Raw genomic sequence first — 24,057 nt, forward strand, 5'->3', positions numbered from 1 at the left:
TCCGGGGACGGTGGCGCAATGCGACGAGGCACCGGTATGATACGGGCGGCGCGCGGTCCCGGCGCAAAAACCGTGGTGCGGGTTTTCCCCCCCTGAATCGCTGTCTTTTCCCGTCTTTGGATGGCTTCCTAATGCGAATTAGGTCTGTTCTCCTCGTGTTCTCGCTGCTGGCCGCCGGCGTGGCCAGCGCGCCTGCGCACGCCGACTGCTATGACGAGGCGGCCAGGTATCAGAAGGTCAATCCGCTGATCCTGCGCGCGATCGCGTGGCAGGAATCCCACAATACACCCGACGCGATCAACCGGAATGCGAACGGATCGACCGATTACGGGATCATGCAGATCAACTCGATCCACCTGTCGCGTCTGGCCCAATACGGCATTACGAAAGACACACTGATGCAGCCGTGCAAGAACGTCTACATCGCCGCCTGGCACCTGCGCCAGAAGATGAACAAGTACGGCAACACCTGGGCCGCGATCGGCTCGTACCATTCGGAAACGCCGTCGCTGCGTGACAAGTACGCAAGGCAAATCGCCGCGATCCTCTCGAAATGGCACCTGCTGCCGGCCGAGAACGCGCCGCGCTGAAGCGCCGCGATAGCTCGAGGCCTCGCGACTGCGCGGATTGCCGCCGGGCATGAGCCGGCGGTGTCGCGCGACGCTGCGCCGCCGCCCGCGCCGGCCCGATCCGCTCACGCCACGAGGCACGCATAACGAAGCGCAGCGCCGGTGCCGCCGAGAGGCGGCGGCACCGGCCAGGCCCCCTGGCGGCCCGGCGCGCACGCCGGGTTTTCCGTTTGATGCACAATGTGCGGCATTCGCGCTGCCATGCCCGGGCCGCCGACGCTTGCCGGGCGCCGGCAGCGCCGCTACCGTCAATTTTCCTGGGACCGCACCGCCATGAACTCGCCGCTGCCCGTTACCGTGCTGTCCGGCTTCCTCGGCGCCGGCAAGACCACGCTGCTGAACCACGTCCTCGCCAACCGCGAGGGCCTGCGGGTGGCCGTGATCGTCAACGACCTCGCCACCGTCAATATCGATGCGTCGCTCGTCAAGGGCGCGGCCGGCCTGTCGCAGGCCGAGGCGCGGCTCGTCGAGATGTCGAACGGCTGCATCTGCTGCACGCTGCGCGACGATCTGCTGGTCGAGATCCGCCGGCTCGCGGCCGGGCGCGCCGAGCGTCCGCTCGACGCGATCCTGGTCGAATCGACCGGCATCGCCGAGCCGATGCCGATCGCCGAAACCTTCTCGTTCGTCGACGACGAGGGCGTCTCGCTCGAGGACCTCGCGCGGCTCGACACGATGGTCACCGTGGTCGACGCGTTCAATTTCCTGCGCGACTACGGCTCCGACGAAGGCCTGGCCGATCGCGGCCTGGTCGGGAGCGACGAGGACGACCGCACGCTGGTCGAACTGCTGATCGAGCAGATCGAGTTCTGCGACGTGCTGGTCATCAACAAGGCCGACCTCGTCGACGCCGACGAACTCGCGCGCCTGCAGCGCATTCTCGCGAGCCTCAATCCGCGCGCGCGGCAGCTGGTGAGCCGCTTCGGCGAGGTGCCGATCGCCGAGGTGATCGGCACCGGGCGCTTCGATTTCGAGGCCGCGGCGAACGCGCCGGGCTGGCTCGCCTCGCTCGAGCACCATCATCATCACGATCACGACGGCGACGCGCCCTGCGATGCCGAGCATGCGCGCGCGCACGGCTTGCCCGACGAGTTCGGTATCGGCAGCTTCGTCTATCGCGCGCGGCGGCCGTTTCATCCGCAACGTTTCTGGGCGCTGCTGCACGAGGAATGGCGCGGCGTGCTGCGCAGCAAGGGCTTCTTCTGGCTCGCCACGCGCCACGACATCGGCGGCTCGCTGTCGCAGGCAGGCGGCGTCTGCCGGCACGGACCGGCCGGACTCTGGTGGGCCGCGCAGGATCGCGCGGAATGGCCCGAGGACGATCCCGCGCTGCTCGACGAGATCGCCGCGGACTGGCATGGCGAGCCCGGCGACACCACGGTCGGCGACCGCCGCCAGGAACTGGTGCTGATCGGCATAGGCCTGGACGCCGATGCATGGCGCGCCAAATTCGATGCCTGCCTGCTCGACGACGCCGAATACGCGGCGGGCGAGAGCGCCTGGCGCGCGCTGCCCGATCCGTTTCCGGCCTGGGACCTCGACGAGCACGATCACGACGACGAACACCACGACGACGAGCATCACGGCCGAAGCGGGGACGAGGAAATCGTTCATCGCCACTGAACGCGGCCGGCCGCGCCTGTCTCAAAAACGCTGCGACGGCGGCGACGGCCGCACCCGCACGAATCAGGCGGGGCGCAGCGAGGACGAAAAAAAACCCGCCTGTCGGCGGGTTTTTCGCTCACAAGCGCGTCGTTCAGCGCTTGTTCACTGCATCCTTGAATGCCTTGCCAGCCGTGAACTTGACGGTCTTGGCTGCCGGAATCTTGATGGTTTCGCCCGTCTTCGGGTTGCGGCCGGTACGTGCTGCACGCTTACCCGAACCGAAGCTGCCGAAGCCGATCAACTGAACCGCATCGCCTTTCGACACGGCCTTCTTGATCACCTCGAGGAGCGTGTCCAGCGTTTCGCCGGTTTGAGCCTTGCTGGCGCCCGTCTGTGCGGCGACGGCGTCGATCAGTTCCTGTTTGTTCATTAAGGTTCCTTTCTCAGGTTAAGTTGACACGAACAGCGCAGACGCGCCGATTATACGTACGCAAGCCGTTGCAACGCAGTTCGCGGCGACGGCAGGGCGCACTCGGTGCGCGCCGCGCCTCGTACGCGCGGGTGAGCCCTGAGGCGCTTCCGCAGTACGGCGCTTGCTATGATAGCGCAGCGCAAACCCAATAACGACAAGGGTTTCAAAGATTTTCATCCGGATTTTGCCGGATTTCCGGGCCGACGCCCGCATTTTCGCCGCGTGCTCACCAAGCTTGTCAAGCGTGCGGTAACGCCGCTTCGCAACGACGTTGGTTTTTGCCAACGTCCAGGCCGGGTGGGCATGCGGCCGCCTCAGCCGGCTTTTTTCGAATAGTTCGCATGACCGATCGTATCGTTCCCGCCTCGCTCGTCTTCCGAGACGACGGCACGCTCGTCTCGCCCGCCTACGGCGACATCTATCACAGCGCGGCCGGCGCGCTGGCCCAGGCGGAGCACGTATTCCTGCGCGGCAACGGCCTGCCGGAACGCTGGCGCGGCCGGCGCCGCTTCACGATCGTCGAGACCGGCTTCGGCACCGGCTGCAACTTCCTGGCGACCTGGGCCGCATGGCGCGCCGATCCGGCGCGCGGCGAAAGATTGCATTTCGTGTCGATCGAAAAGCATCCGTTCTCGCGCGAGGACTTGCGCGCGGCGGCTCGCCATCTCGTTGCTCACACAACGATCGACGCCAGATCGTTCGCATCGCTTATCGATGCGCTCGCCGATGCGTGGCCGATGCTCACGCCCGGGCTGCACCGTCTCGAATTCGACGAAGGGCGGGTGGTGCTGACGCTCGCGTTCGGCGATGCGCTCGCGGTGCTGCCCTCGCTCGTGCTGCGCGCCGACGCGTTTTATCTGGACGGTTTCGCGCCGGCGAAGAATCCCGGGCTCTGGTCCGTCGAGGTGTTCCGCGCGCTCGCGAAGCTGGCCGACGAGACCGCCACGTTCGCCACCTACACCAGCGCCGGCGACGTGAAACGCGCGCTGGAAGCGGCCGGTTTCGCTTGGCGCAAGGTGGACGGCTTCGCCGGCAAGCGCGCGATGCTGGTCGGCGAATTCGCGCCGCGCTGGAGGGTGCGGCGCCACGAGCCGCCGCGCGCGGCCGAGGCCGCCGCGCGCGAGGCGATCGTGATCGGCGCGGGCCTGGCCGGGTGTGCGCTGGTCGAGCGGTTGAGCGCGCGCGGCTGGCACGTCACGCTGATCGAGCGTCATGCGCAGCCGGCCGGCGAGGCGTCGGGCAATCCGGCCGGCGTGTTCCATCCGCTCATCGCGCGCGACGACAACTTCGGCGCGCGGCTGTCGCGCGCCGGTTATCTGTACGCGCTGTCGCGCTGGCGCTCGCTCGAGGCGGCAGGCTACGACTTCGCGCGCAGCCGCGGCGGCCTGCTACAGCTGGCCTGCGACGACGACGAATTCGCCCGCATGCAGGCAGCCGCCGAGGCGCTCGCGATGCCCGACGCGCTGGCCGTGCTGGTGTCGCGCGAAGCGGCGGCCGCGCGCCTGGGCAGCGAGGTCGCGCATGGCGGCTGGTGGTACCCGCAGGCCGGCTCGCTCGATCCGGCCGCGCTGGCGCGGGCATGCTGCGCGGCCGCCGGCGAGCGGCTCAGGCGGCTTGCCGGCAACGAGGTGGCGCGGCTCGCGCCGCGCGAGGGCGGCGGCTGGCTCGCGCTCGACGCGGCGGGAAACACGCTGGCGAGCGCCGCGATCGCGATCGTCGCGAACGCGGCCGACGCGCCGCGCGTGGCCGGCCTGCGGCACGCGCCGGTGCAGCGCGTGCGCGGCCAGCTGACGATGCTGCCGCCCGGCGCGGCCCCGCTGGTCGCGATGCCCGCGATCGGCGACGGCTATCTGATCCCGTTCGCCGATGGCACGCTGCTGACCGGTGCGACCTACGAACCCGACGCGACCGAGGCCGCACCGAGCGAGGCCGGCCACCGCGAGAATCTCGCGCGGCTGGCGGCACTGCTGCCGCGCTTCGACGCCGCCGCCGGTGCGCGAATCGCTGCGGGCATGCTCACCGGACGCGTCGCGTTCCGCTGCGTCGCCAGCGACCGCCTGCCGATGGCCGGCGCGCTCGGCGACGAAGCCGCGGCGGCCGCCCACGCGCACCGCCTGGCGGGCGCGCAGGCGCGCGATCTGCCGCGCGCGGCAGGCCTTTTCGGCGCATTCGGTTTCGGCTCGCGAGGCTTCGTCTGGGCTTCGCTCTGCGCCGAGCTGATTGCCTCGCAGATCGAAGGCGAGCCCTGGCCGGTCGAGCGCGAACTGGCCGAGGCGATCGATCCCGCGCGTTTCCTGCTGCGTGCGCTGCGCCAGGGCCGCGCCGGCTGAATCCGCCGCGGCAGGCAGGGGCTCGTGCCACCGTCTTGACTGCTTCAATTTGTCCTGCCTTTCACCTTTTTACCTGTTGCCGCCCGCCGGCCGGTCCTCCCTGCTTGCCGGCCAGCGGGGCAGGGCACAGGTTTTTATCCACCAGCGCCTGTGGATAAGCGCACGGATTGCCGGCGAATTCTCTGTGCAGTCACAGTGGACGTAAACGGGGTAACTCGGCTTCGCTGCACAGGACGGCAAAAGTTGTTCTGTGAATCGCTGTGGGTCCGCACAGTCTGTGCGACCGCTTACGCATTTCTTAAACCCTTGAGCCGTCAGCGTTTACCGGGGTTATCCACAGAAAGCCGAGGCCTTTGTTAACTTCTACTACGTATACATACAGGTAAACCTGTGATGATGAACTGCAGGGCGCCGGCCAGGCGGCCGGGCCCCGGGAGAAATACGATCCGGAGCGAAATAGATGTGGCACAATCGAACACCACCGCGCCATCCCGGTCAGGTATCGGGGCGGCACCCCTGGAACAGTTCGTGCGTATCGGAATCCGAGGATGAAAGATCGCGCTGTTTCCGTCACATCTCAGGCCGGCGCTCAGATCGGCCATGGTCCGAGCGGCATGTCAGCCCGCCGCGAATCGGACTGCCCCGCGTCCTGAAGCCTTAGACCGGCGAATCCTCATGACGGGGCGACCACAGCCAGCCAGCGCGCCAACTCGTTCGAGATGCTCGACTCATGCGTCGCTGCCGGTTGTCTTCGAATAAGGAGCAGTCATCACGATGAAGTCGGCATTCTCGTTTCTACCGAATTGGCCGTTCGTGCCCGACGCCGTGTTCTGGGCCGGCATCGCGCTGTTCGCCGCGGGCCTGTGCGGTGAACTGGGTTACCGCGCCTGGCGTCTGCCGCGCGTGAGCGGCTACGGCGTGATCGGCATGATCGCGGGCTCGGCCGGGTTCGGCGCGATCGACGCGAGTACCAGCAGCACCGCGCGCCTGTTGATCAATGTCGCGCTTGGGCTGCTGCTGTTCGAACTGGGCAGCCGGCTCGACCTGCGCTGGATCCGGCGCAACCCCTGGCTGATCGCGAGCAGCGTGGCCGAGGCGGTGCTGACCTTCGCGCTGGTACTGACCGTGCTGCTCGTGCTCGGGGTGCCGGCGATGGCGTCGATCGTGCTGGCGGCGATCGCGGTGGCCACCTCGCCCGCCATGGCGATCCAGCTGAAGACCGAACTGCGCGCGGAAGGGCAGGTGTCGCAGCGGCTGCTGACGCTCACCGCGCTCAACAGCGTCTACTCGGTGGTGCTGACCAAGCTGCTCACCAGCTGGCTGCACCAGGAGGAATACGGCAACGTGTTCGCCACCATCCTGCAGCCCGTCTACCTGATCGCCGGTTCGCTGGCCCTCGCCTATCTGCTGGCGCGCGCCTGCAACTATCTGTTCCGGCATATCGCTCCGATGATGCGCGACGAGCATTCGTTCGTCGCACTGTTCGGCCTGGTCGTGCTGGCCATCGCGGTCGCGCAGGCGCTCAAGCTCTCCACCGTGCTCACGCTGCTGCTGGCCGGCATCATCGTGAAGAACCTCGAGGCGCGCCCGCAGCTCTGGCCCGAGCATTTCGGCACCGCCGGCTGGCTGCTGACGGTGATTCTGTTCGTGCTGACGCTGACCTCGTTCAGTTGGCGCGACCTTGCGGCGGGCGGGCTGATCGCCATCGTGCTGATCGTCACGCGCAGCGTGGCGAAGCTGATCGGCGTGGTGGCGTTCGCCAGGAAGAGCGGCATCGGCGTGAAGCAGGGCGTGGCCCTCGGCCTGTCGCTCGCGCCGATGTCTGCGCTCGCCTACCTGCTCGTCGACGAGACCTACCAGCTCTATCCCGGCTTCGATCCGCGGCTGCGCTCGGTCGTGCTCTGCGCGATCGTGATCCTGCAGATCGTCGGGCCGCTGTTCGTCTATCGCAGCCTGTCGGCCGTCGGCGAGCGACGCGACGAGAGCTGACCGGCGCCGCCGCGCGCGGCGGCGTCCCACCCGTTACCCGGAATTCGCCATGGCACTCGAAACCTTCAACAATTCCGAGCCGTTTACGTTCGGTGTCGAGCTGGAAATCCAGATCGTCAACACCCACAACTACGATCTGACCAAAGCGGCCTCCGACCTGATGCGGCTGGTCGAGGACGAGCCGCATCCCGGCAACATCACGCCCGAGATCACCGAGAGCATGATCGAGCTGTCCACCGGCATCTGTCATTCGCACGACCAGGCGCTCGGCGAGCTGCATGCGATCCGCGACGTGCTCGTGAAGGCGGCCGATCACCTGAACGTCGGGCTGTGCGGCGGCGGCACCCATACGTTCCAGCAGTGGAGCGACCGGCAGATCTACGACGCGCCGCGCTTCCAGTACCTGTCCGAGCTATACGGCTATCTGGCCAAGCAGTTCACGGTATTCGGCCAGCACGTCCACATCGGCTGTCCCGACGCGGACAGCGCGCTGTTCCTGCTGCATTCGATGTCGCGCTACATCCCGCATTTCATCGCGCTGTCGGCGTCCTCGCCCTACGTGCAGAACGTCGACACGGGCTTTCATTCGGCACGCCTGAATTCGGTGTTCGCGTTCCCGATGTCGGGCCGCGCCCCGTACACGCTGACCTGGGACGGTTTCGAGGAATATTTCTCGAAGATGGTCAATACCGGCGTGGTCAACAGCATGAAGGATTTCTACTGGGACATCCGGCCGAAGCCCGGTTTCGGCACGATCGAGGTGCGCGTGATGGACACGCCGCTGTCGGTCGACCGTGCGGCCGCGATCGCCTGCTACATCCAGACCCTCGCGCGCTACCTGCTGCTCGACAAGCCGCTCACGCTGTCCGAGGACGATTACCTGGTCTACACCTTCAACCGCTTCGAGGCCTGCCGCTTCGGCCTGGAGGGCACCTGCGTGAACCCGCAGACGGGCGAGCGCCGCACCATCGCCGAGGACATCCTCGCCACGCTCGACCGGCTCGCGCCGCACGCGGCCGCGCTCGGCTCGCGGGCGGCGCTCGACGAGATCGGCTCGCTGGCCCGGGCGCGCGTCAACGACGCCTCATGGCTGCGCACCGTTTTCAAACAGGAAAAATCGCTTAACGAGACGGTTCGCCAGCAGTGCCTGCGCTGGCGCGAATGAAAAAGATTGTTTCGGTGCCAGCGATGCCTGTCGAATTGCCGTCGCCCAGCCGGGCGGTGCGAACAAATATAGTAGTCGCAAACAATTGTCGTTTCGCTGCTGTGGATAATCAGAGGTTTACGTGCAAAGTCAAAGACCTGGGACGATGTCTCCGGGGCCGGGCGGCCGGCCGCGGAGGCGGCGTTGTTTGTCGAATGAAAGCGTCTTGATGGCCGTACTTGAGATTCGTTACTGAAAAGCGCAGCGCAAGCCCTTGCTTATCCCATGTTTATCCACAGACTTATTTGGATAACTTAGCTGTGCGATTTTCCGCTCTCGCTTAGAATGTCGGCTTTGCGATCGACGGCACCGGATAGTGCCGCGCTCGCACGCCGGTGCGTGGCGAATCTGGTCACGGTGAGCCGGCGTCGGTGCGCCGTTCCGGGTACGCAGTCTGGATGACAGAGACCGGACACGGATCTCCCCACAAAGGCCGTCGGATGGATCCGAGGCCGGCAACAGCGAAAAGACTATGAGCGAAGGTGTTTACGGGAACGAGGCGGCGGGTCGTGTGACCCACAGCCTGTTGCGATTAAGTACGGCCATGCGCAGCCAGGCATGGGATTGGGCGGAAGGTGCCGGCTTGACGCCGACGCAGGGCGAGATCCTGGTGCTGCTGCTCCAGCGCAAGGGGCCGATGCGGCTCGGTGAGATCGCACGCGAAACCCAGCTCACCGCGGCGACTACCAGCGATGCGGTCAGCACGCTCGAAGGCAAGGGCCTGGTGGAGAAGCGCCGCGCGCTCGACGACGGCCGCGCGCTGGCCGTGCGCCTGAGCGGGCGCGGCCGCACCGCCGCGAAGAAGGCGCTGCAGTGGCCGGATTTCCTGTCGAAGGCGATCCGCGTGCTCGGCAATGACGAGCAGGGCGCGCTGTACCGTTCGCTGCTGAAGGTGCTGCGCGAGCTGCAGGTGGCGGGCGAGGCGCCTCAGCACCGCATGTGCGTGACCTGCAAGCATTTCCAGCCCGGCAAGGCGGTCAGGAAGCCGTCGTACCGCTGCTCGCTGCTCGAGCTGTCGATGGCCGACAGCGATCTGCGTCTCGACTGCTCGGTGCACGAGGAAGCCGATGCGCTGACGCAGAAGAAGACCTGGAAGGTTTTCTCGCAGCTGTAAATTCGCCACGCGTGACGCGTCTGACGGAGTCCGGTTGATGAATGCAGAAGTCGTAGCGATCCGCCACGTTCACTTCGAGGATCTCGGCAGCTTCGAGCGCGTGCTCGGGGAACGCGGCCGGCGCGTACGTTACGTCGACGTCGGCACCTCGCGCGTCGAGGTGCTCGACGCCTGCGGCCCGTCGCTGCTGGTGGTGCTGGGCGGCCCGATCAGCGCCTATGACGACGAGCTTTACCCCACCATCGCGCCGCTCGTCGAGCTGATTCGGCGGCGCATCGATGCCGGCCTGCCCACGCTCGGGATCTGCCTCGGCGCGCAGTTGATCGCGCGCGCGCTCGGCGCGCGCGTCTATGCCGGCGACGCTCGGGAGCTCGGCTGGAGCCCGCTTGCGCTGACCGCGGCCGGGCACGCCTCGCCGCTGCGCCATCTGGCGGGCAGCGCCACCTCGATGCTGCACTGGCACGGCGACACCTTCGATCTGCCGCCCGGCGCGATCCATCTCGCCTCCACGCCCGCCTGCGCGCATCAGGCGTTCTCCTGGGGCCAGCACGTGCTCGCGCTGCAATGCCACCCCGAGGTGGCGGTCGAGAGCTTCGAGGCCTGGCTGATCGGCCATGCCGGCGAGATCGCCGCGACCCCCGGGGTGGATGCGCGGCAACTGCGTGCCGACACCGCGCGCTTCGGGCCGCAGCTGGAGCTGGCCGCCGCGCGCATGTTCGGCGAGTGGCTCGCTTCGGTCGGGCTCTGAGCGCGGCGCGCAGCGCGCCACGGCCGTTCCGTGTTCCGCGCGCGGCGCAGGCAGGGAAGGCTAGGCGGACGGACGAACGGCATGGCTGGCCTGCCGTTGACGTGTTCCCGGTGCAATATTCGCGAATCGCCGGCGGGGCCGGGGCGCGTGCGCCGTCAGCAGCGCTGCACGCCGCGTGCTAACCTCGTGCGCTCCCGTTCCCTCTGTCGCGAGCCCCACCCGATGAGCGCCCTGTTCTCTCCCCTGACGCTGCGCAGCCTGACGCTGCCGAACCGGATCGTCGTGTCGCCGATGTGCCAATACTCGGCCGAGCGCGGCGAGCCGACCGCCTGGCACACGATCCACCTCGGCCATCTCGCGCTGTCCGGCGCCGCGCTGCTCTGCACCGAAGCGGTGGCCGTCGAGCCGGAGGGGCGCATCACGCCGGGCGATCTCGGGCTATGGGACGACGCGACCGAAGCCGCCTACCGGCCGCTGCTCGCCGCGATCCGCCGGCATTCGCCGATCCGCGTCGCGATGCAGATCGGCCACGCGGGGCGCAAGGCGTCGAGCCGCGCGCCGTGGGAAGGCGGCGCGCTGATCGAGGTGGCCGACGGCGGCTGGCTGCCCCACGCGCCGTCGGCGGTGCCGCACAAGGAGGGGGAAACGCCGCCGCTCGCGCTCGACGCGGCCGGGCTGAACCGGCTGCGGCGCGCGTTCGAGGCGACCGCGAAGCGGGCCGCGCGGCTCGGCATCGACGCGCTCGAGGTGCATGCCGCGCACGGCTACCTGCTGCACCAGTTTCTCTCGCCGCTCGCGAACCATCGTACCGACGAATACGGCGGCTCGCTCGAGAACCGCATGCGCTTTCCGCTCGAGATCTTCGAAATCGTGCGTGCGGCGTTCCCGGCCGAGCGGCCGGTGGGCGTGCGCGTGTCGGCCACCGACTGGGTCGACGGCGGCTGGACGCTCGACGAGACGATCGCCTTCGCCAAGGCGCTGAAGGCACGCGGCTGCGACTGGATCGACGTGTCCTCGGGGGGCGTCTCGCCGTTGCAGAAGATCCCGCTGTCGGCCGGCTACCAGGTGCCGTTCGCGCGCGCGGTGCGCCATGCGGTGGCGCTGACGACGTTCGCGGTGGGCCTCATCACGGAGCCCGCGCAGGCCGAGAAGATCGTGGCGGACGGCGATGCCGATTGCGTGGCGCTGGCCCGCGCGATGCTCTACGATCCGCGCTGGCCCTGGCATGCGGCGGCCGAGCTCGGCGCCACGGTGACGGCGCCGCCGCAATACTGGCGCTCGCAGCCGCGCGAACAAAAAGCGCTGTTCGGCGAGGTGTCGTCGGGCCAGCGTTGAGGCGCTCGCGCGCGCCGGGCGCGCGGCCGGCGAGGCGCGGCACGACGCGGCGGCCCGGTCCGGAGCGTGGCGCTACGGTGGCTTCGGCCGGTTTCCGCCGATTTCCTCACCGCAGCTGCGGGGACATCGACGCTTGCTGCACCTGATCGGTTGAACGAAGCATTGCCGAGCGTGTAGCATTCGGTTGATCCGTCGCGGGTGCGTGCCCGGGGCGTCCCCGCACGCGCGCGGCATCGTGCGCGTCGCAAGCGAACCGCGGCGTGCTGGCCGCCGGTATCGCGCCATCCCATCGTCTTCACAAGGATTCATCGATGAGTTCACGCAGGATCGTGGTGCGCCGTTCCGGCGTTCACGGCAAGGGCGTATTCGCAGTCGCGCCGATCAAGGCGGGTGAGCGCGTGGTCGAATACAAGGGCGAGCGGATCTCCTGGAAGGAGGCGCTGCGCCGCCATCCGCACGACCCGAACGATCCGAATCACACGTTTTATTTCGCGCTCGAAGAGGGCGGCGTGATCGACGGCAAGGTCGACGGCAACAGCGCGCGCTGGATCAACCACGCGTGTGCGCCGAACTGCGAGGCCGAGGAAACCGCGGGCCGCGTCTTCATCCACGCGCTGCGCGACATCGAGGCCGGCGAGGAGCTGTTCTACGACTACGGGCTCGTGATCGACGCGAAGCTGACCAAGCAGCTCAAGCGCGACTATGCCTGCCATTGCGGCGCAAGCACTTGCCGCGGCACGATGCTGGCCGTCAAGGAGGAATCGGGCGGGAAGAAAAAGAAGCCGGCCCGCAAGGATGGCAAGGCCCGGAAGGCGGAGAAGGCGGAGAAGGCCGACCGCAAGGGCAAGGACGGCAGGAAGAAGAAATGAGGCCGCGGCGGGCGCGATCCGCAACAGCGGTCGCGTCCGCCGCGGGGCGCCTCAGGTTTGCAGCGTCTCGGGCTCGCACGCGCCGGCGGCCGCTTCGGCCGGCTTCGCGGCCAGCGGAATCCGCACGATGAAGCGCGAGCCGCCTTCGGGCGCGTCGGCATAGAGCACCTCGCCGTCATGCATCGCGACGATGTCGTGGACGATCGCGAGGCCGAGGCCCGCGCCCGTCTCCACACCGTTGCCGCTTTGCGCGTCGCCGCGGAAGAAGCGCTTGAAGAGGTCTGCCTGCTGGCCCGACGGCACGCCGGGGCCGTTGTCCTCCACCACGATCTCGCCGGCCGCGCGGCCGTCCTCGAGCGCCACCTGCGAAACGTTCACGGTGATGCGCGCGCCCTCGGGGCGGGCGAGCGGCACGTATTTCAGTGCGTTGTCGAGCAGGTTCGCGATCACCTCGCGCAACAGCACCGGGTTGCCCCGCACCACCAGCGGCGGCACGCTGGCGAGATCGAAATCCTCGGGCAGCTCGTCGTCGCCGGACTTTGCGCGTTTCGCGAGCGATTCGGCGCTGCCCGGATCGTCGCTGGTCTGGAAGCCGAGATCGACGTGCGCGGCCAGCGCGCGCGGCACCCATTCGGCGCCGGTCTCGAACGCGAGCGCGGCCAGATCGACATCGACGAAGCGCGCGGCCTGCTCGCCCGGCTCGGCGCGCGCCAGCGACAGCAACTGGTTCGACAGCCGCACCGCGCGGTCGGCGGCCGCGCGCAGCTCGTGGACTGCGGCCAGCGTCTGCTGCGGGTCGCGCGCCACGGCGGCGTGTTCGGCGTGCAGCTTCACGGCCGTCAGCGGCGTGCGCAGCTGGTGCGCGGCGTCGGCGATGAACTTGCGCTGCGCGTCGAGCGCGGTCTTGAGCCGGCCCAGCAGCGCGTTCATCGCGCTCGTCAGCGGCCGGATCTCGAGCGGCACGTCGGTTTCGTCGACGGGTTCGAGCGAGGTGTGGGTCTGCCGGTTCAGCGAATCGGCCAGATGCGTGAGCGGCCCGAGCTGCTGGTTCACCACACGCCAGACGATGCCCCAGCCGGCCAGCAGCAGCAGCAATAGGGGCATCATGATCGCGATCAGGAACTCGGCCGCGATCTGGTAGCGATGGCGTACCGGCTGGGCCACCTCGACGATCATCGGATTGCCGTCATCGGTCTGCTCGACGCGCACCTGCGCGACGCGCACGGCCTGGCCCTCGTAGTCGGCCTCGAACACGTAGGCGTAATGCATGCGCCGCACGCTCGTGCCCTGCAGCGGCAGCTTCGGATCGCCGGCCAGCTCGTGCTCGCCGTCGCTGATCCGGTAGATCAGCTGTTCGGTCGGGTCGGAGAACATCGCCTGCGCGAGCGGCGGCACCGTGAACGGCGCGTCGGGGCCGGCGATCTGGATCTGCTTGGAGATCGCGGTGGCGAGATCGGCGAGCGATCGATCGATCACGTGCTGCGTGTATTGCCAGGCGAGCCAGTAGGCGATCAGGCCGCTCATCAGCGCGAGCATCGACAGGGGGGCGGCGAGCCGCCTGAGCAGCGAGCGGCGCAAGCTGGTGGCGGCCGGTTCGGAGGACATCGCGTCAACCATCGAAAAAAGCAGCGCCCGGCCGAAGCCGGGCGAGACGTGGAAGGTGCCGGCGCGGGCGCGCCGTCCGGCGGCGGCCCGGCCGTGGCCGGGCTTCGCCTCAGACGCTCGCCGGCTGGCGGATTTCCTGCAGCAGGTAGCCGAAGCCGCGCACCGTGACGATCTCCACGCGGCACTGTTCGAGCTTCTTGCGCACGCGGTGCACGTAGACTTCGATCGCGGTGTCGCCGAGATCGCCGCCGAAGTGCGTCAGATGGTCTTGCAGTTGCGCCTTGCTGACCACGCGGCCGTGGCGCAGCAGCAGCATCTCGAGCACGGCGAATTCGCGCGGCGACAATTCGAGCGGCTTGTCGTCGTTGAAGATGCGGCGATCGACGCCCGACAGGCGCACGCCGCCGAGCGAAACCTCCGGACGCGGCATGTCGCTGTGCGGGCCGCTGCGGCGCATCACCGCACGAATGCGTGCCTCGAGCTCGGCCGGCTCGAACGGCTTCAGCATATAGTCGTCGGCGCCGGAATTGAGGCCCTGAACGCGGTCGTTGAGCTCGTCGCGCGCGGTCAGCACGATCACCGGCGTGTGCCGATTCGTCTGGCGAAAGCGCGACAGCAGCGTCATGCCGTCGATGCCGGGCAAGCCCAGGTCGAGGATCACGAGTTCATGGCGATTCTGCGCGAGCGCCTGCTCGGCGAAAATGCCGTCGTGGACCATGTCGACGGTGAAACCTGCTTGTTCGAGGCTGCTCTGGATGCCGCGTGCGATGGGGCGGTCGTCTTCGATGAGGAGGAGTCGCATGAGATTCGCTCAAGTACAATGGGTTGGCTGGGACATCACGACGCCGTTTCCAACAGCATGTCGCGTGGCCGACGACAGGCAAGGCGGCTAGCGAACGAAATTCCAACTATATGTCCGACATCTCGATCCACGAACTCGAAGCCGCGATCAATTTCTGGCGCGCCCGCTCACCATCGAGCGGTGATGAACTCAAGCTTTGCGAAGAGGCGAGCGCGCTTTCCAAGCCGTATGCATTGCTGATTGTACAGCGGCAAAGCGCGCTAAAACTGGAAGGTTTGGACCCCATCGCACGTTGTGCCTGGGAGTCTTACGCGCGCCTTAAGAACGGCTTGGAAAGCTGAAGGCTCGCGCGCTTCGTGCCGGGTTCTGCATCAAGCAACGTGCGGCGGCGCCGAAACGTTGACGCGGCTACGGGTTTGTCCGTGGCCATTGGCTTGCGATTCGTGACGAGCGCCCGACCCAGCGAAGGTGGCGGGCGCGACGGGCGACAGGCGGGGCGCCGGAACGAGGCGTGGCAAGAGCGATGAACGCGAAATAAACGGGCCGCATCACGCCGGCGATGCGCAATGCCGCCCGTCGTGGCGTGCGGCTCAGCCGAGCTGCGCGTGAGCGTCGCGGCCGACTTCGTCGATGAAGCGCGCGAGTTGGATGTCGCGTTCGGTCAGCCCGTTCGCGTCGTGCGTGGACAGCGTGATGTCGACGCGGTTGTAGACGTTGAACCACTCTGGATGGTGATCCATTTCCTGCGCCTTGATCGCCACGCGGGTCATGAACCCGAACGCGGCGTTGAAGTCGGTGAAGCGCAGGCTGCGCTGAATCGCGTCGCGGCCGGGTACGGCCGACCAGTGCGGCAGCGTCTCGAGCTGCGTCTTGCGTGCTTCCGATGTGAGCTTGTGGATCATGGCAGTGCCCTCGTGTGCAGTGACGCGCGCCTGGCCGCCGTCGCGCGAGCCGCGCGAAGCGTCGGCGCGCCATCGGGACATTCTTCCATATTTGCGGCCAGACGACGTTGATTCAGGCGCGGCCGGTGGCGTCGTCGTCACCGGCCCAGCCTTCGCCGGTGCCGCGATGCAGGACCCGGTCGCCGGCCAGCACGGCGCCGGCCGGGTGCTCGGCGAGCCCGGCGAGCCGCCTGGCCAGCGCGCGCGCGTCCACCTTCGCGAGCGCGAACAACTGCTCGAAATCGTCGATCACGAAGTAGGTCTTCTGGAACGTGTCGATGCGATAGGCGGTGCGCATCACGCGGTCGAGATCGAAGCCGATCCGGTTCGGCGCGGCGCTTTCGAGGCTGTAGACCGATTCGCCGCGGCTCGACACGATGCCGGCGCCATAGATGCGCAGCTGGTCGCGATCGTGCCGGCTGCGGATCAGGCCGAATTCCACCGTGTACCAGTAGAGCCGGCCCAGCAGCGACAGCGCGAACGGGTCGTCGGAGACGGCGAGCGCGGCCTGGCCGTAGGCATGCATGTAGTCGGCGAACACCGGATCGATCAGCAGCGGCACGTGGCCGAACAGGTCGTGGAAGCAGTCCGGCTCCTGCAGGTAGTCGAGCTGGTCCGGGCGGCGCATCCACCAAGTGACGGGAAAGCGGCGGCTCGCAAGGTGTGCGAAGAATACGTCGGCCGGCACGAGCCCCGGCACCGCGACGATTTCCCAGCCGGTGGCCGGCTGCAGCTGCCGGTTCACGTCCTCGAACGACGGCACGCGGTCGGCCGGCAGCGTGAGGCGTTTCATGCCGGCCACGAATGCGTCGGCCGCGCGGCCCTCGAGCAGCGCCGTCTGCCGCGCGTAGAGCTGCGACCAGACTGCGTGATCGACGCGCGTGTAGCGCTCGAGCGGCTGATCGATGGTGAAATCCTGGCGGGTCTCGAGACCCGCGTCGAACTGCTCCTGAAGCATCGCGGTGACGACGTTGGACATGGCTGGCTGGGCACGGCTGCGGTGACGATGGATGCCAGTGTAGAGCGGGTAACGCGCGGGAAGGGCGCAATTTCGACGCTTGTGGAACTTTTAATGCGATAATTTCGCATCAATTTACTAAATCACGCGGAGATTATTCATGTTGGAACTCGATCACTTCGATCTGGCGCTGCTGGACGTGCTGCAGCGCTTCGGACGCGCGACCCACCAGCAGCTCGGCGAGCAGGTGCCGCTGTCGCCGTCGCAGATCGGCCGGCGCCTGCAGCGCCTCGAGGCGGCCGGCGTGATCGACGGCTATCGCGTGGTGCTGCGCCCGGAGCGGCTCGGGCTCGGCGTGACCGCGTTCACCAGCCTGAAGCTCAAGCACCACGGCGATTCGATCATCGAGCAGTTCCAGCAGCAGATCGACGTGCTGGCCGAGGTGCTCGAATGCCATGCGGTGGTGGGTGATGCCGACTATCTGCTGAGGATCGTGGCGCCTGATCTGAACGCGCTGTCGTCGTTCGTGATGAAGAAGCTGATGCGCGTGCCCGGCGTGGACAGCGTGCGCTCGAACATCGTGCTGACCACCTTCAAGCGCAGCGGCCCGCTGCCGCTGTCGCATCTGGAGCCGGGAGCGGCGCCGGCCTGAGCGGCGCCGGCCAAGGCGAGGAAGGGGCAATTCTGCCCGGTGCGCGGCCAGCCGGCTCAGGCGGCCGTGGGCTCGTGGGCCAGCAGATCGACGTAGGCCACCGCCACCAGATCCTCGCTGGCCACGCCGAGCTTCGCGAACACCTCGTGCGCCTCGGCCTCGCCGCCCGCTTCGTCGTCGCCCTCGGCCAGCACCACCTCGAGTTCGACGAAATCGCCGAGCCCGTCCACGCGGTCCAGGTGGATTCGCGTGCGGCCGGCCAGATAGACGTGGCGTTCCTTCGTCACGATGCCGCGCGTGGTCAGCGCGGTGGCGAGCAGCGCATGCATCGCGTCCGGGTTGGTCACGGGGCTGCGCGTGTAGTACGAGGCCTTCGGGCCGTCGCGGTCGTCGCGCTGGTAGAAGATCAGTTCCGCCGGCGTGCCGTCCTCGAAGCGGCGCAGCTTGAGGCGGCCGCGCGGCACGTCGTAGAAGAAATCCTGCTGCCGATAAAAAAGCGGTTCCTCGGTGGCGAGCGATGCCGCCTTGTCGCGCAGGCCGTCAAAGTCGCGGGCGCGAGCCTTGATCTCGATGTTGCGTGCCATGCCGTTCTCCTCAGTCTTGGCGATGCGAAATCGCTTGGGTTGGGAGAGCCAATCTAGCAAAAACTCGGCGACCGTGGCGTGACGCGTGCACTTGGCTTGACGCCGGGCCGGCCGGCGGCGGCGGGGTGCGGTGAGCGTGCGCGAAGCGCAGGGTTCACCGTCGAAAAGCCCGTCGTCTGTTGATAAGTCCGCGCGGCGCGGCCGCATTGATGTGTCAGCCGGCCCACTGCGCCTCGACGAGCCGCAGTGCGGCCGCGATCGCGGGCTCCTCGCGGCGCGCGGCCAGCGTGACGAAGGTCAGCTCGGTGGGCACCGTCACCGCCTCGACGATCACGAGCGCATGCGCGTGCGCCTCGCGCAGCGCGATCGAATCGCGCGCGAGCGTGAGCCCCACGCCGGACTTCACGAGATCGAGCATCGACGGCTCCTGATCGACCTCGGCCACCTTCATCGGCTGCACGCCGGCCTCGGCGAAGCGGCGCGACAGCAGCCGGTGATGCGCCGAGGACGGCGGGGTCCAGATCCACGGCAGCGCTGCCAGCGCGCGCCAGTCGCGGGCGCGCTGCACGCGCTCCTTCCAGCCGGCCGGCGCGAGCACGCGATACTGGTAGCGGGTGAGCGTGCGGGTGTGAAACAGCGCACCGTGGTGCGGATCGTCGTCGTCGGGGCGGCCGATCGAATAGCCGACATCGAGTTCGCGCGTGCGCACCGCGTCGCGCACCCAGCCGGACATGCCGTGCCGCAGCTCGGTCTCGAGCCGCGGGTGGGTTTCGACGAGCTGGCGCAGGAAACCGCCGAGCCGCAGGAATTCGGGATCGAGCACCGTGCCGATCCGCAGCCGGCCACGCACCTCCTGGCGCAGCGCGCTGGCCGCGCGCAGCACCTCGCCGGCCGCCGCCAGCGCGCGTTCGGCATGCGGCAGCAGCGCCTGTCCGTCGCGCGTGAGTCCCAGGCCGCGCGAGGTGCGCGCGAACAGCGCCACGCCGAGCGCCTGCTGCAGATGCTTGATCTGCAGGCTGACGGCGGGCTGCGTGAGGCAGAGCTGCGCGGCCGCGCGCGTCAGGTTGCCTTCACGGGCCACCGCGGCGAAGGCGCGAAGCAGGATCAGATCCATCGAGCAATATTTGCGCGGCTTATGATGCGGTTGAGCATAACTCATTGGATCGCGAGCGCGCGGCACGGGTACGCTTCGATTCCATACTCGGCCGGGCGGCGTACCCCGGCCATCACGAATACGGCCCGGCCATCGATGCGGGGACGACATGGAAGGAGACGAATCGTGACATCCGAACGCACGCTCGAGGGCGAATTCGATTATGTGATCGTCGGCGCGGGCACCGCGGGCTGCGTGCTCGCGAATCGCCTCAGCGAGGATCCCGACGTCTCGGTGCTGCTGCTCGAGGCGGGCGGCAAGGACGACTACCACTGGATCCACATTCCCGTCGGCTATCTCTACTGCATCGGCAATCCGCGCACCGACTGGCTCTACCGGACGCAGCCCGAGGCGGCGCTGAACGGCCGCGTGCTGTCGTATCCGCGCGGGCGCGTGCTGGGCGGCTCGTCGTCGATCAACGGCATGATCTACATGCGCGGCCAGCGCGAGGACTACGACGGCTGGGCCGAGCTGACGGGCGACGCGGGCTGGGCCTGGGACGCGGTGCTGCCGGTGTTCCGGCGCAGCGAGGATCACCACGGCGGCGGCAACGACGCACACGGCGCTGGCGGCGAATGGCGCGTGGAGCGGCAGCGGCTGCGCTGGAAGATCCTCGATGCGTTCGCCGAGGCGGCGCAGCAGAGCGGCATCGCGGCCACCGACGATTTCAATTGCGGCGACAACAGCGGAGTCGGCTACTTCGAGGTGAACCAGAAGCGCGGCGTGCGCTGGAATGCGGCCAAGGCGTTCCTGCGCCCGGCGCTGTCGCGCCCGAACCTGACCATCATCACCGGCGCGCAGGTCGAGCGGCTCGCGTTCGACGGCGCGCGCTGCGCGGGCGTCGAGTATCGCGGCGGCGGCCAGCCGTTCGTCGCGCGTGCGCGCGGCGAGGTGATCGTCGCGGCCGGTGCGGTCAATTCGCCGGCGCTGCTTGAGCTATCCGGCGTCGGCGACGCGGCGCGGCTGCGCGGGCTCGGCATCGAGGTGGTGCGCGACCTGCCCGGCGTGGGCGAGAACCTGCAGGATCACCTGCAACTGCGCACGGCGTTTCGCGTGGCCGGCGTGCGGACCCTGAACACGCTGTCCGCGCACTGGTGGGGCAAGCTCTGGATCGGCGCCGAATACCTGCTGCGGCAGAGCGGGCCGATGTCGATGGCGCCGTCCCAGCTCGGCGTGTTCACGAAGTCCGATCCGCACGATCCTTCGATCACGCGCGCCGATCTCGAGTACCACGTGCAGCCGCTCTCGCTCGACCGCTTCGGCGAACCGCTGCACCGCTACGACGCGTTCACGGCCTCGGTCTGCAACCTGCGGCCGACCTCGCGCGGCAGCATCCACATCGATTCGCCCGATCCGTTCTCGGCGCCGCGCATCGCGCCGAACTATCTCGCGACGGAGGCGGACCGCCGCGTGGCCGCCAATGCGCTGCGTCTGACGCGGCGCATCGCGGCCGCGCCCGCGCTCGCCCGCTATCGGCCCGACGAAGTGCTGCCGGGGCATCGCTATCAGACCGACCAGGAACTGGCCGTCGCGGCCGGCGCGGTCGGCACCACGATCTTTCATCCGGTCGGCACCTGCCGGATGGGGCGCGCCGACGATCCGCGCGCCGTGGTCGATAGCCGGCTGCGCGTGCGCGGCATCGACGGCCTGCGCGTCGTCGACGCCTCGGTGATGCCGACCATCACCTCGGGCAACACCAACTCGCCGACGCTGATGATCGCCGAGCGCGCGAGCGAGATGATCCGCGCCGATCGCCGCGCGGGGCAGGGCGGGCCGACCCGGTGACCGTGCCCGTCGCGCCGGCGCGCGACGATACCGCCGCGGCCTGATGCGCCACGCGCTTCGCCCCGGGCCGATGCGCGTTCCGCCGGTCGGTACGAACCCTGACGAACGGCGCGCGAAGCCCCCCGTCGCTTTGCAGGTCCAAGCCGGACCTGCCGCGCGCCAGCGGTCGCGGCGCGCGCGGTCTCAGTGCAAATCCCGATGAATGCACTGCATCAACGGCGCGACAATGCGCGCAGCAGGCAGCATGCGCCGTTCGACCCGGTTCGTCGGCGCATCGGCATCGAGCTCGGGGGCAGCCTTCATGCGGCGGAGGGCGTCGTGGCCGCTCGCGCGAGATTTTGAATGTTGCGCGTCACATCGAATGGAAGCGGGCATGATTCTCGGCGACACGATTCTGGAGACGCACGGGCTTACCAAGGAGTTCCGGGGTTTCACGGCCGTGAGCGGCGTGGATCTGCGCGTGAAGCGCGGTTCGATTCACGCGCTGATCGGCCCGAACGGCGCCGGCAAGACCACCTGCTTCAATCTGCTGACCAAGTTCGTGCGGCCCACGGCCGGCGAAATCGTCTACAACGGCATCGACATCACGCGCGAGCGGCCCGCGCAGATCGCGCGGCGCGGCATCATCCGCTCGTTCCAGATTTCCGCGGTGTTCCCGCATCTCACGGCGCTGCAGAACGTGCGCGTGGGCCTGCAGCGCAGCCTGCGCAGCGAATTCCATTTCTGGCGCAGCGCCCGCTCGCTGCGCCGCCTGGACGATCGTGCGATGGACCTGCTGACCCAGGTGGGCCTGTCCGATTTCGCGCACGTGACGACGGTCGAGCTCGCCTACGGCCGCAAGCGCGCGCTCGAGATCGCCACCACGCTCGCAATGGAGCCCGAACTGATGCTGCTCGACGAACCGACCCAGGGCATGGGCCATGAAGACGTCGATCGCGTGACGGCACTGATCCGCAAGGTGTCGAGCGGACGCACGATCCTGATGGTCGAGCACAACATGAACGTGATCGCCGGCATCTCCGACACGATCACCGTCCTGCAGCGCGGCGAGGTGCTGGCCGAAGGTACGTATGCCGAAATATCGAAGAATCCTTTCGTGATCGAGGCCTACATGGGGAGCGCGGGAGCGCACCGATGAGCGGCGGCGAGCGCAGGCAGCCGGAACCGGACGCCCCGCAGCACGCGAGCGCCACCGCGTTGGACGCGGCGCCGGCCGAGGCCGACGTGCCGGCGCTCGCGATCTCGGGGCTGGAAGCCTGGTACGGCGAATCCCACATCCTGCACGGCGTGGACCTGCGCGTGTCGCGCGGCGAGGTGGTCACGCTGCTCGGCCGCAACGGCGCGGGACGCACCACCACGCTGCGCGCGGTGATGGGCCTGACCGGCCGGCGGCGGGGCTCGATCCGCATCGGCGGGCGCGAGACGATCGATCTGGCCACGCACCGCATCGCGCGCCACGGCGTCGGCTATTGCCCGGAGGAGCGCGGCATCTTCGCGAGCCTGTCGTGCGAGGAGAACCTGCTGCTGCCGCCCGCCGTCGGCGCGCGCGAGCACGCCATGCCGCTCGACGAGATCTATGCGCTGTTTCCGAACCTTGCCGCGCGCCGGCACAGCCAGGGCACGCGGCTCTCGGGCGGCGAGCAGCAGATGCTCGCGGTCGCGCGCATCCTGCGCACCGGCGCCAACCTGCTGCTGCTCGACGAAATCTCCGAGGGCCTCGCGCCGGTGATCGTGCAGACGCTCGCGCGCATGATCGTCGCGCTGAAGGCGCGCGGCTACACCATCGTGATGGTCGAGCAGAACTTCCGTTTCGCCGCGCCGCTCGCCGACCGTTTCTACGTGATGGAGCATGGCCGCATCGTCGAGCATTTCGGTGCGTCGGAACTCGACGCCAAGATGCCGGTGCTGCATTCGCTGCTCGGCGTCTGAACGCGCCGCGCGCCGGACGACACGACGACACGACGACAAGACGACATAACCACAACGCAGCACCTCAGGAGACGTCAATGAAACTGAAGATCCTCGCGCGCGCGTGCTTCGGCGCCGCGCTTGCGGCGACGGCCGTCGCGGCGGTTCCCGCGCGGGCGGCCGGCGATGTCGTGAAGATCGGTTTCGTCACCGATCTGTCCGGGCTGTATGCCGATATCGACGGCCCCGGCGGCATCGAGGCGATCCGCATGGCGATTGCCGACTTCGGCGGCAAGGTCAACGGCAAGCCGATCGAATTCGTCTACGCCGACCACCAGAACAAGGCCGACATCGCCGCCTCGAAGGCACGCGAATGGATCGACCGCGACGGGCTCGACCTGCTGGTGGGCGGCACCAATTCGGCCACCGCGCTGTCGATGAACCAGGTAGCGGCAGAGAAGAAGCGGGTCTACATCAACATCGGCGCCGGCGCGGACACGCTCACCAACGAGCAATGCACGCCGTACACGATCCATTACGCCTACGACACGATGGCGCTCGCCAAGGGCACCGGCTCGGCCGTCACGAAGCAGGGCGGCAAGACCTGGTACTTCCTGACCGCCGACTACGCGTTCGGCAAGGCGCTCGAGAAGAACACCGCCGAGGTCGTGAAGGCCAACGGCGGGCAGGTGCTCGGCGCGGTGCGCCACCCGCTGTCGGCCTCCGATTTCTCGTCGTTCCTGCTGCAGGCGCAGGCCTCGAAGGCGCAGATCCTCGGGCTTGCCAACGCGGGCGGCGATACCGTCAACTCGATCAAGGCCGCCAAGGAATTCGGCATCACCAAGACCATGAAGCTGGCCGCGCTGCTGGTGTTCATTTCCGACATCCACAGCCTGGGCCTGGAGACGACCCAGGGCCTGGTGCTGACCGACAGCTGGTATTGGAACCGCGACGACGCCTCGCGCAAGTGGGCGCAGCGCTTCTTCGCGAAGACCCGCAAGATGCCGACCAGCCTGCAGGCGGCCGACTATTCGTCGGTGACGACCTATTTGAAGGCGGTGCAGGCGGTGGGCTCGACCGATGCCGACAAGGTGATGGCGCAGCTGAAGAAGCAGAAGATCGACGACTTCTACGCGAAGGGCTACGTGCGTGCGGACGGCAGCATGATCCACGACATGTACCTGATGGAGGTGAAGAAGCCGTCCGAATCGAAGGAGCCGTGGGATTACTACAAGATCCTCGCGACGATTCCGGGCGAGCAGGCGTTTGCGACCAAGCAGGAATCGCGCTGCGCGTCATGGAAATGAGCTGAATCCGTTCCCGCGCGGCGCCATGCGGCGCCGGCTTCCCGCCAGCGGCGGCGAGCCGGTGCAG

General features: G+C 68.1%; 23 protein-coding genes. 16 read left to right on the forward strand and 7 right to left on the reverse strand.

Annotated features, from left to right (window positions below; translation table 11 throughout):
- Positions 1-131 precede the first annotated feature (131 nt).
- Both KS03_RS17265 and KS03_RS17270 read left to right on the forward strand, forming a co-directional pair.
- Positions 132-590 (forward strand): lytic transglycosylase domain-containing protein, encoded by a 459-nt coding sequence (locus KS03_RS17265; RefSeq protein ID WP_012734146.1) that lies wholly within the window; start codon positions 132-134, stop codon positions 588-590.
- A 312-nt stretch (positions 591-902) separates the two neighbouring features.
- Entirely contained in the window at positions 903-2,252 is a 1,350-nt protein-coding gene (locus tag KS03_RS17270; protein WP_012734147.1) for a GTP-binding protein, read from the forward strand.
- Positions 2,253-2,385: 133 nt separating this feature from the next.
- Here KS03_RS17270 and KS03_RS17275 read toward each other — a convergent pair whose 3' ends face one another.
- A complete protein-coding gene (locus KS03_RS17275) occupies positions 2,386-2,664 on the reverse strand; it encodes an HU family DNA-binding protein (protein ID WP_006401505.1) in 279 nt (92 codons plus the stop codon).
- 168 nt (positions 2,665-2,832) lie between these two features.
- Here KS03_RS17275 and KS03_RS31485 point away from each other — a divergent pair, with 168 nt between their 5' ends.
- From KS03_RS31485 to KS03_RS17310, 8 genes are all read left to right on the forward strand, one after another.
- Positions 2,833-3,042, forward strand: a complete 210-nt coding sequence (locus KS03_RS31485; RefSeq protein ID WP_127913922.1) for a hypothetical protein — start codon at positions 2,833-2,835, stop codon at positions 3,040-3,042.
- 5 nt (positions 3,043-3,047) lie between these two features.
- Positions 3,048-5,036, forward strand: a complete 1,989-nt coding sequence (gene mnmC / locus KS03_RS17280) for a bifunctional tRNA (5-methylaminomethyl-2-thiouridine)(34)-methyltransferase MnmC2/FAD-dependent 5-carboxymethylaminomethyl-2-thiouridine(34) oxidoreductase MnmC1 (protein ID WP_012734148.1) — start codon at positions 3,048-3,050, stop codon at positions 5,034-5,036.
- 774 nt (positions 5,037-5,810) lie between these two features.
- On the forward strand, positions 5,811-7,025 hold the full coding sequence (locus KS03_RS17285) for a cation:proton antiporter (RefSeq protein ID WP_012734149.1): 1,215 nt from the start codon (positions 5,811-5,813) through the stop codon (positions 7,023-7,025).
- Between the two features lie 49 nt (positions 7,026-7,074).
- A complete protein-coding gene (locus tag KS03_RS17290) occupies positions 7,075-8,190 on the forward strand; it encodes a YbdK family carboxylate-amine ligase (RefSeq protein WP_012734150.1) in 1,116 nt (371 codons plus the stop codon).
- A gap of 511 nt (positions 8,191-8,701) precedes the next feature.
- The gene (locus tag KS03_RS17295; protein ID WP_012734151.1) at positions 8,702-9,343 is read left to right on the forward strand and encodes a MarR family winged helix-turn-helix transcriptional regulator; all 642 of its coding nucleotides are present in this window, start codon (positions 8,702-8,704) and stop codon (positions 9,341-9,343) included.
- A gap of 37 nt (positions 9,344-9,380) precedes the next feature.
- Positions 9,381-10,091, forward strand: coding sequence for a glutamine amidotransferase (locus KS03_RS17300; protein ID WP_012734152.1), 711 nt, complete (start codon positions 9,381-9,383; stop codon positions 10,089-10,091).
- A gap of 222 nt (positions 10,092-10,313) precedes the next feature.
- On the forward strand, positions 10,314-11,426 hold the full coding sequence (locus tag KS03_RS17305) for an NADH:flavin oxidoreductase/NADH oxidase (RefSeq protein ID WP_012734153.1): 1,113 nt from the start codon (positions 10,314-10,316) through the stop codon (positions 11,424-11,426).
- 311 nt (positions 11,427-11,737) lie between these two features.
- Entirely contained in the window at positions 11,738-12,295 is a 558-nt protein-coding gene (locus KS03_RS17310; protein WP_012734154.1) for an SET domain-containing protein, read from the forward strand.
- A gap of 51 nt (positions 12,296-12,346) precedes the next feature.
- On the opposite strand, the gene KS03_RS17315 is transcribed toward KS03_RS17310, so the two are convergent.
- Positions 12,347-13,900, reverse strand: coding sequence for a sensor histidine kinase (locus tag KS03_RS17315; RefSeq protein WP_012734155.1), 1,554 nt, complete (start codon positions 13,898-13,900; stop codon positions 12,347-12,349).
- Positions 13,901-14,009: 109 nt separating this feature from the next.
- Entirely contained in the window at positions 14,010-14,702 is a 693-nt protein-coding gene (locus KS03_RS17320) for a response regulator transcription factor (protein WP_012734156.1), read from the reverse strand.
- Positions 14,703-14,812: 110 nt separating this feature from the next.
- Here KS03_RS17320 and KS03_RS30135 point away from each other — a divergent pair, with 110 nt between their 5' ends.
- Positions 14,813-15,043, forward strand: a complete 231-nt coding sequence (locus KS03_RS30135) for a DUF3717 domain-containing protein (protein ID WP_012734157.1) — start codon at positions 14,813-14,815, stop codon at positions 15,041-15,043.
- Positions 15,044-15,292: 249 nt separating this feature from the next.
- On the opposite strand, the gene KS03_RS17325 is transcribed toward KS03_RS30135, so the two are convergent.
- Both KS03_RS17325 and phhA read right to left on the reverse strand, forming a co-directional pair.
- Positions 15,293-15,604, reverse strand: a complete 312-nt coding sequence (locus KS03_RS17325; protein ID WP_012734158.1) for a 4a-hydroxytetrahydrobiopterin dehydratase — start codon at positions 15,602-15,604, stop codon at positions 15,293-15,295.
- A gap of 112 nt (positions 15,605-15,716) precedes the next feature.
- The gene (gene phhA, locus KS03_RS17330) at positions 15,717-16,622 is read right to left on the reverse strand and encodes a phenylalanine 4-monooxygenase (protein WP_012734159.1); all 906 of its coding nucleotides are present in this window, start codon (positions 16,620-16,622) and stop codon (positions 15,717-15,719) included.
- 139 nt (positions 16,623-16,761) lie between these two features.
- Here phhA and KS03_RS17335 point away from each other — a divergent pair, with 139 nt between their 5' ends.
- A complete protein-coding gene (locus KS03_RS17335) occupies positions 16,762-17,253 on the forward strand; it encodes an Lrp/AsnC family transcriptional regulator (protein WP_012734160.1) in 492 nt (163 codons plus the stop codon).
- 56 nt (positions 17,254-17,309) lie between these two features.
- Here the strand turns inward: KS03_RS17335 and KS03_RS17340 are convergent, their stop codons facing one another.
- Both KS03_RS17340 and KS03_RS17345 read right to left on the reverse strand, forming a co-directional pair.
- Entirely contained in the window at positions 17,310-17,837 is a 528-nt protein-coding gene (locus KS03_RS17340; RefSeq protein ID WP_012734161.1) for a class IV adenylate cyclase, read from the reverse strand.
- Between the two features lie 214 nt (positions 17,838-18,051).
- A complete protein-coding gene (locus tag KS03_RS17345; RefSeq protein WP_012734162.1) occupies positions 18,052-18,951 on the reverse strand; it encodes a LysR family transcriptional regulator in 900 nt (299 codons plus the stop codon).
- A 165-nt stretch (positions 18,952-19,116) separates the two neighbouring features.
- Here KS03_RS17345 and KS03_RS17350 point away from each other — a divergent pair, with 165 nt between their 5' ends.
- From KS03_RS17350 to KS03_RS17365, 4 genes are all read left to right on the forward strand, one after another.
- Complete coding sequence (locus KS03_RS17350) at positions 19,117-20,775, forward strand: GMC family oxidoreductase (protein ID WP_012734163.1); 1,659 nt, start codon at positions 19,117-19,119, stop codon at positions 20,773-20,775.
- Positions 20,776-21,148: 373 nt separating this feature from the next.
- Positions 21,149-21,913: an ABC transporter ATP-binding protein gene (locus tag KS03_RS17355; protein WP_012734164.1), complete on the forward strand. Its 765-nt coding sequence runs from the start codon at positions 21,149-21,151 to the stop codon at positions 21,911-21,913.
- Positions 21,910-22,704, forward strand: coding sequence for an ABC transporter ATP-binding protein (locus KS03_RS17360; protein WP_012734165.1), 795 nt, complete (start codon positions 21,910-21,912; stop codon positions 22,702-22,704). The genes KS03_RS17355 and KS03_RS17360 overlap by 4 nt, the downstream gene beginning before the upstream one ends.
- Positions 22,705-22,781: 77 nt before the next feature.
- Positions 22,782-23,990: an ABC transporter substrate-binding protein gene (locus KS03_RS17365; protein WP_012734166.1), complete on the forward strand. Its 1,209-nt coding sequence runs from the start codon at positions 22,782-22,784 to the stop codon at positions 23,988-23,990.
- Positions 23,991-24,057 lie beyond the last annotated feature (67 nt).

Source organism: Burkholderia glumae LMG 2196 = ATCC 33617, from assembly GCF_000960995.1.
GTDB lineage: Bacteria > Pseudomonadota > Gammaproteobacteria > Burkholderiales > Burkholderiaceae > Burkholderia > Burkholderia glumae.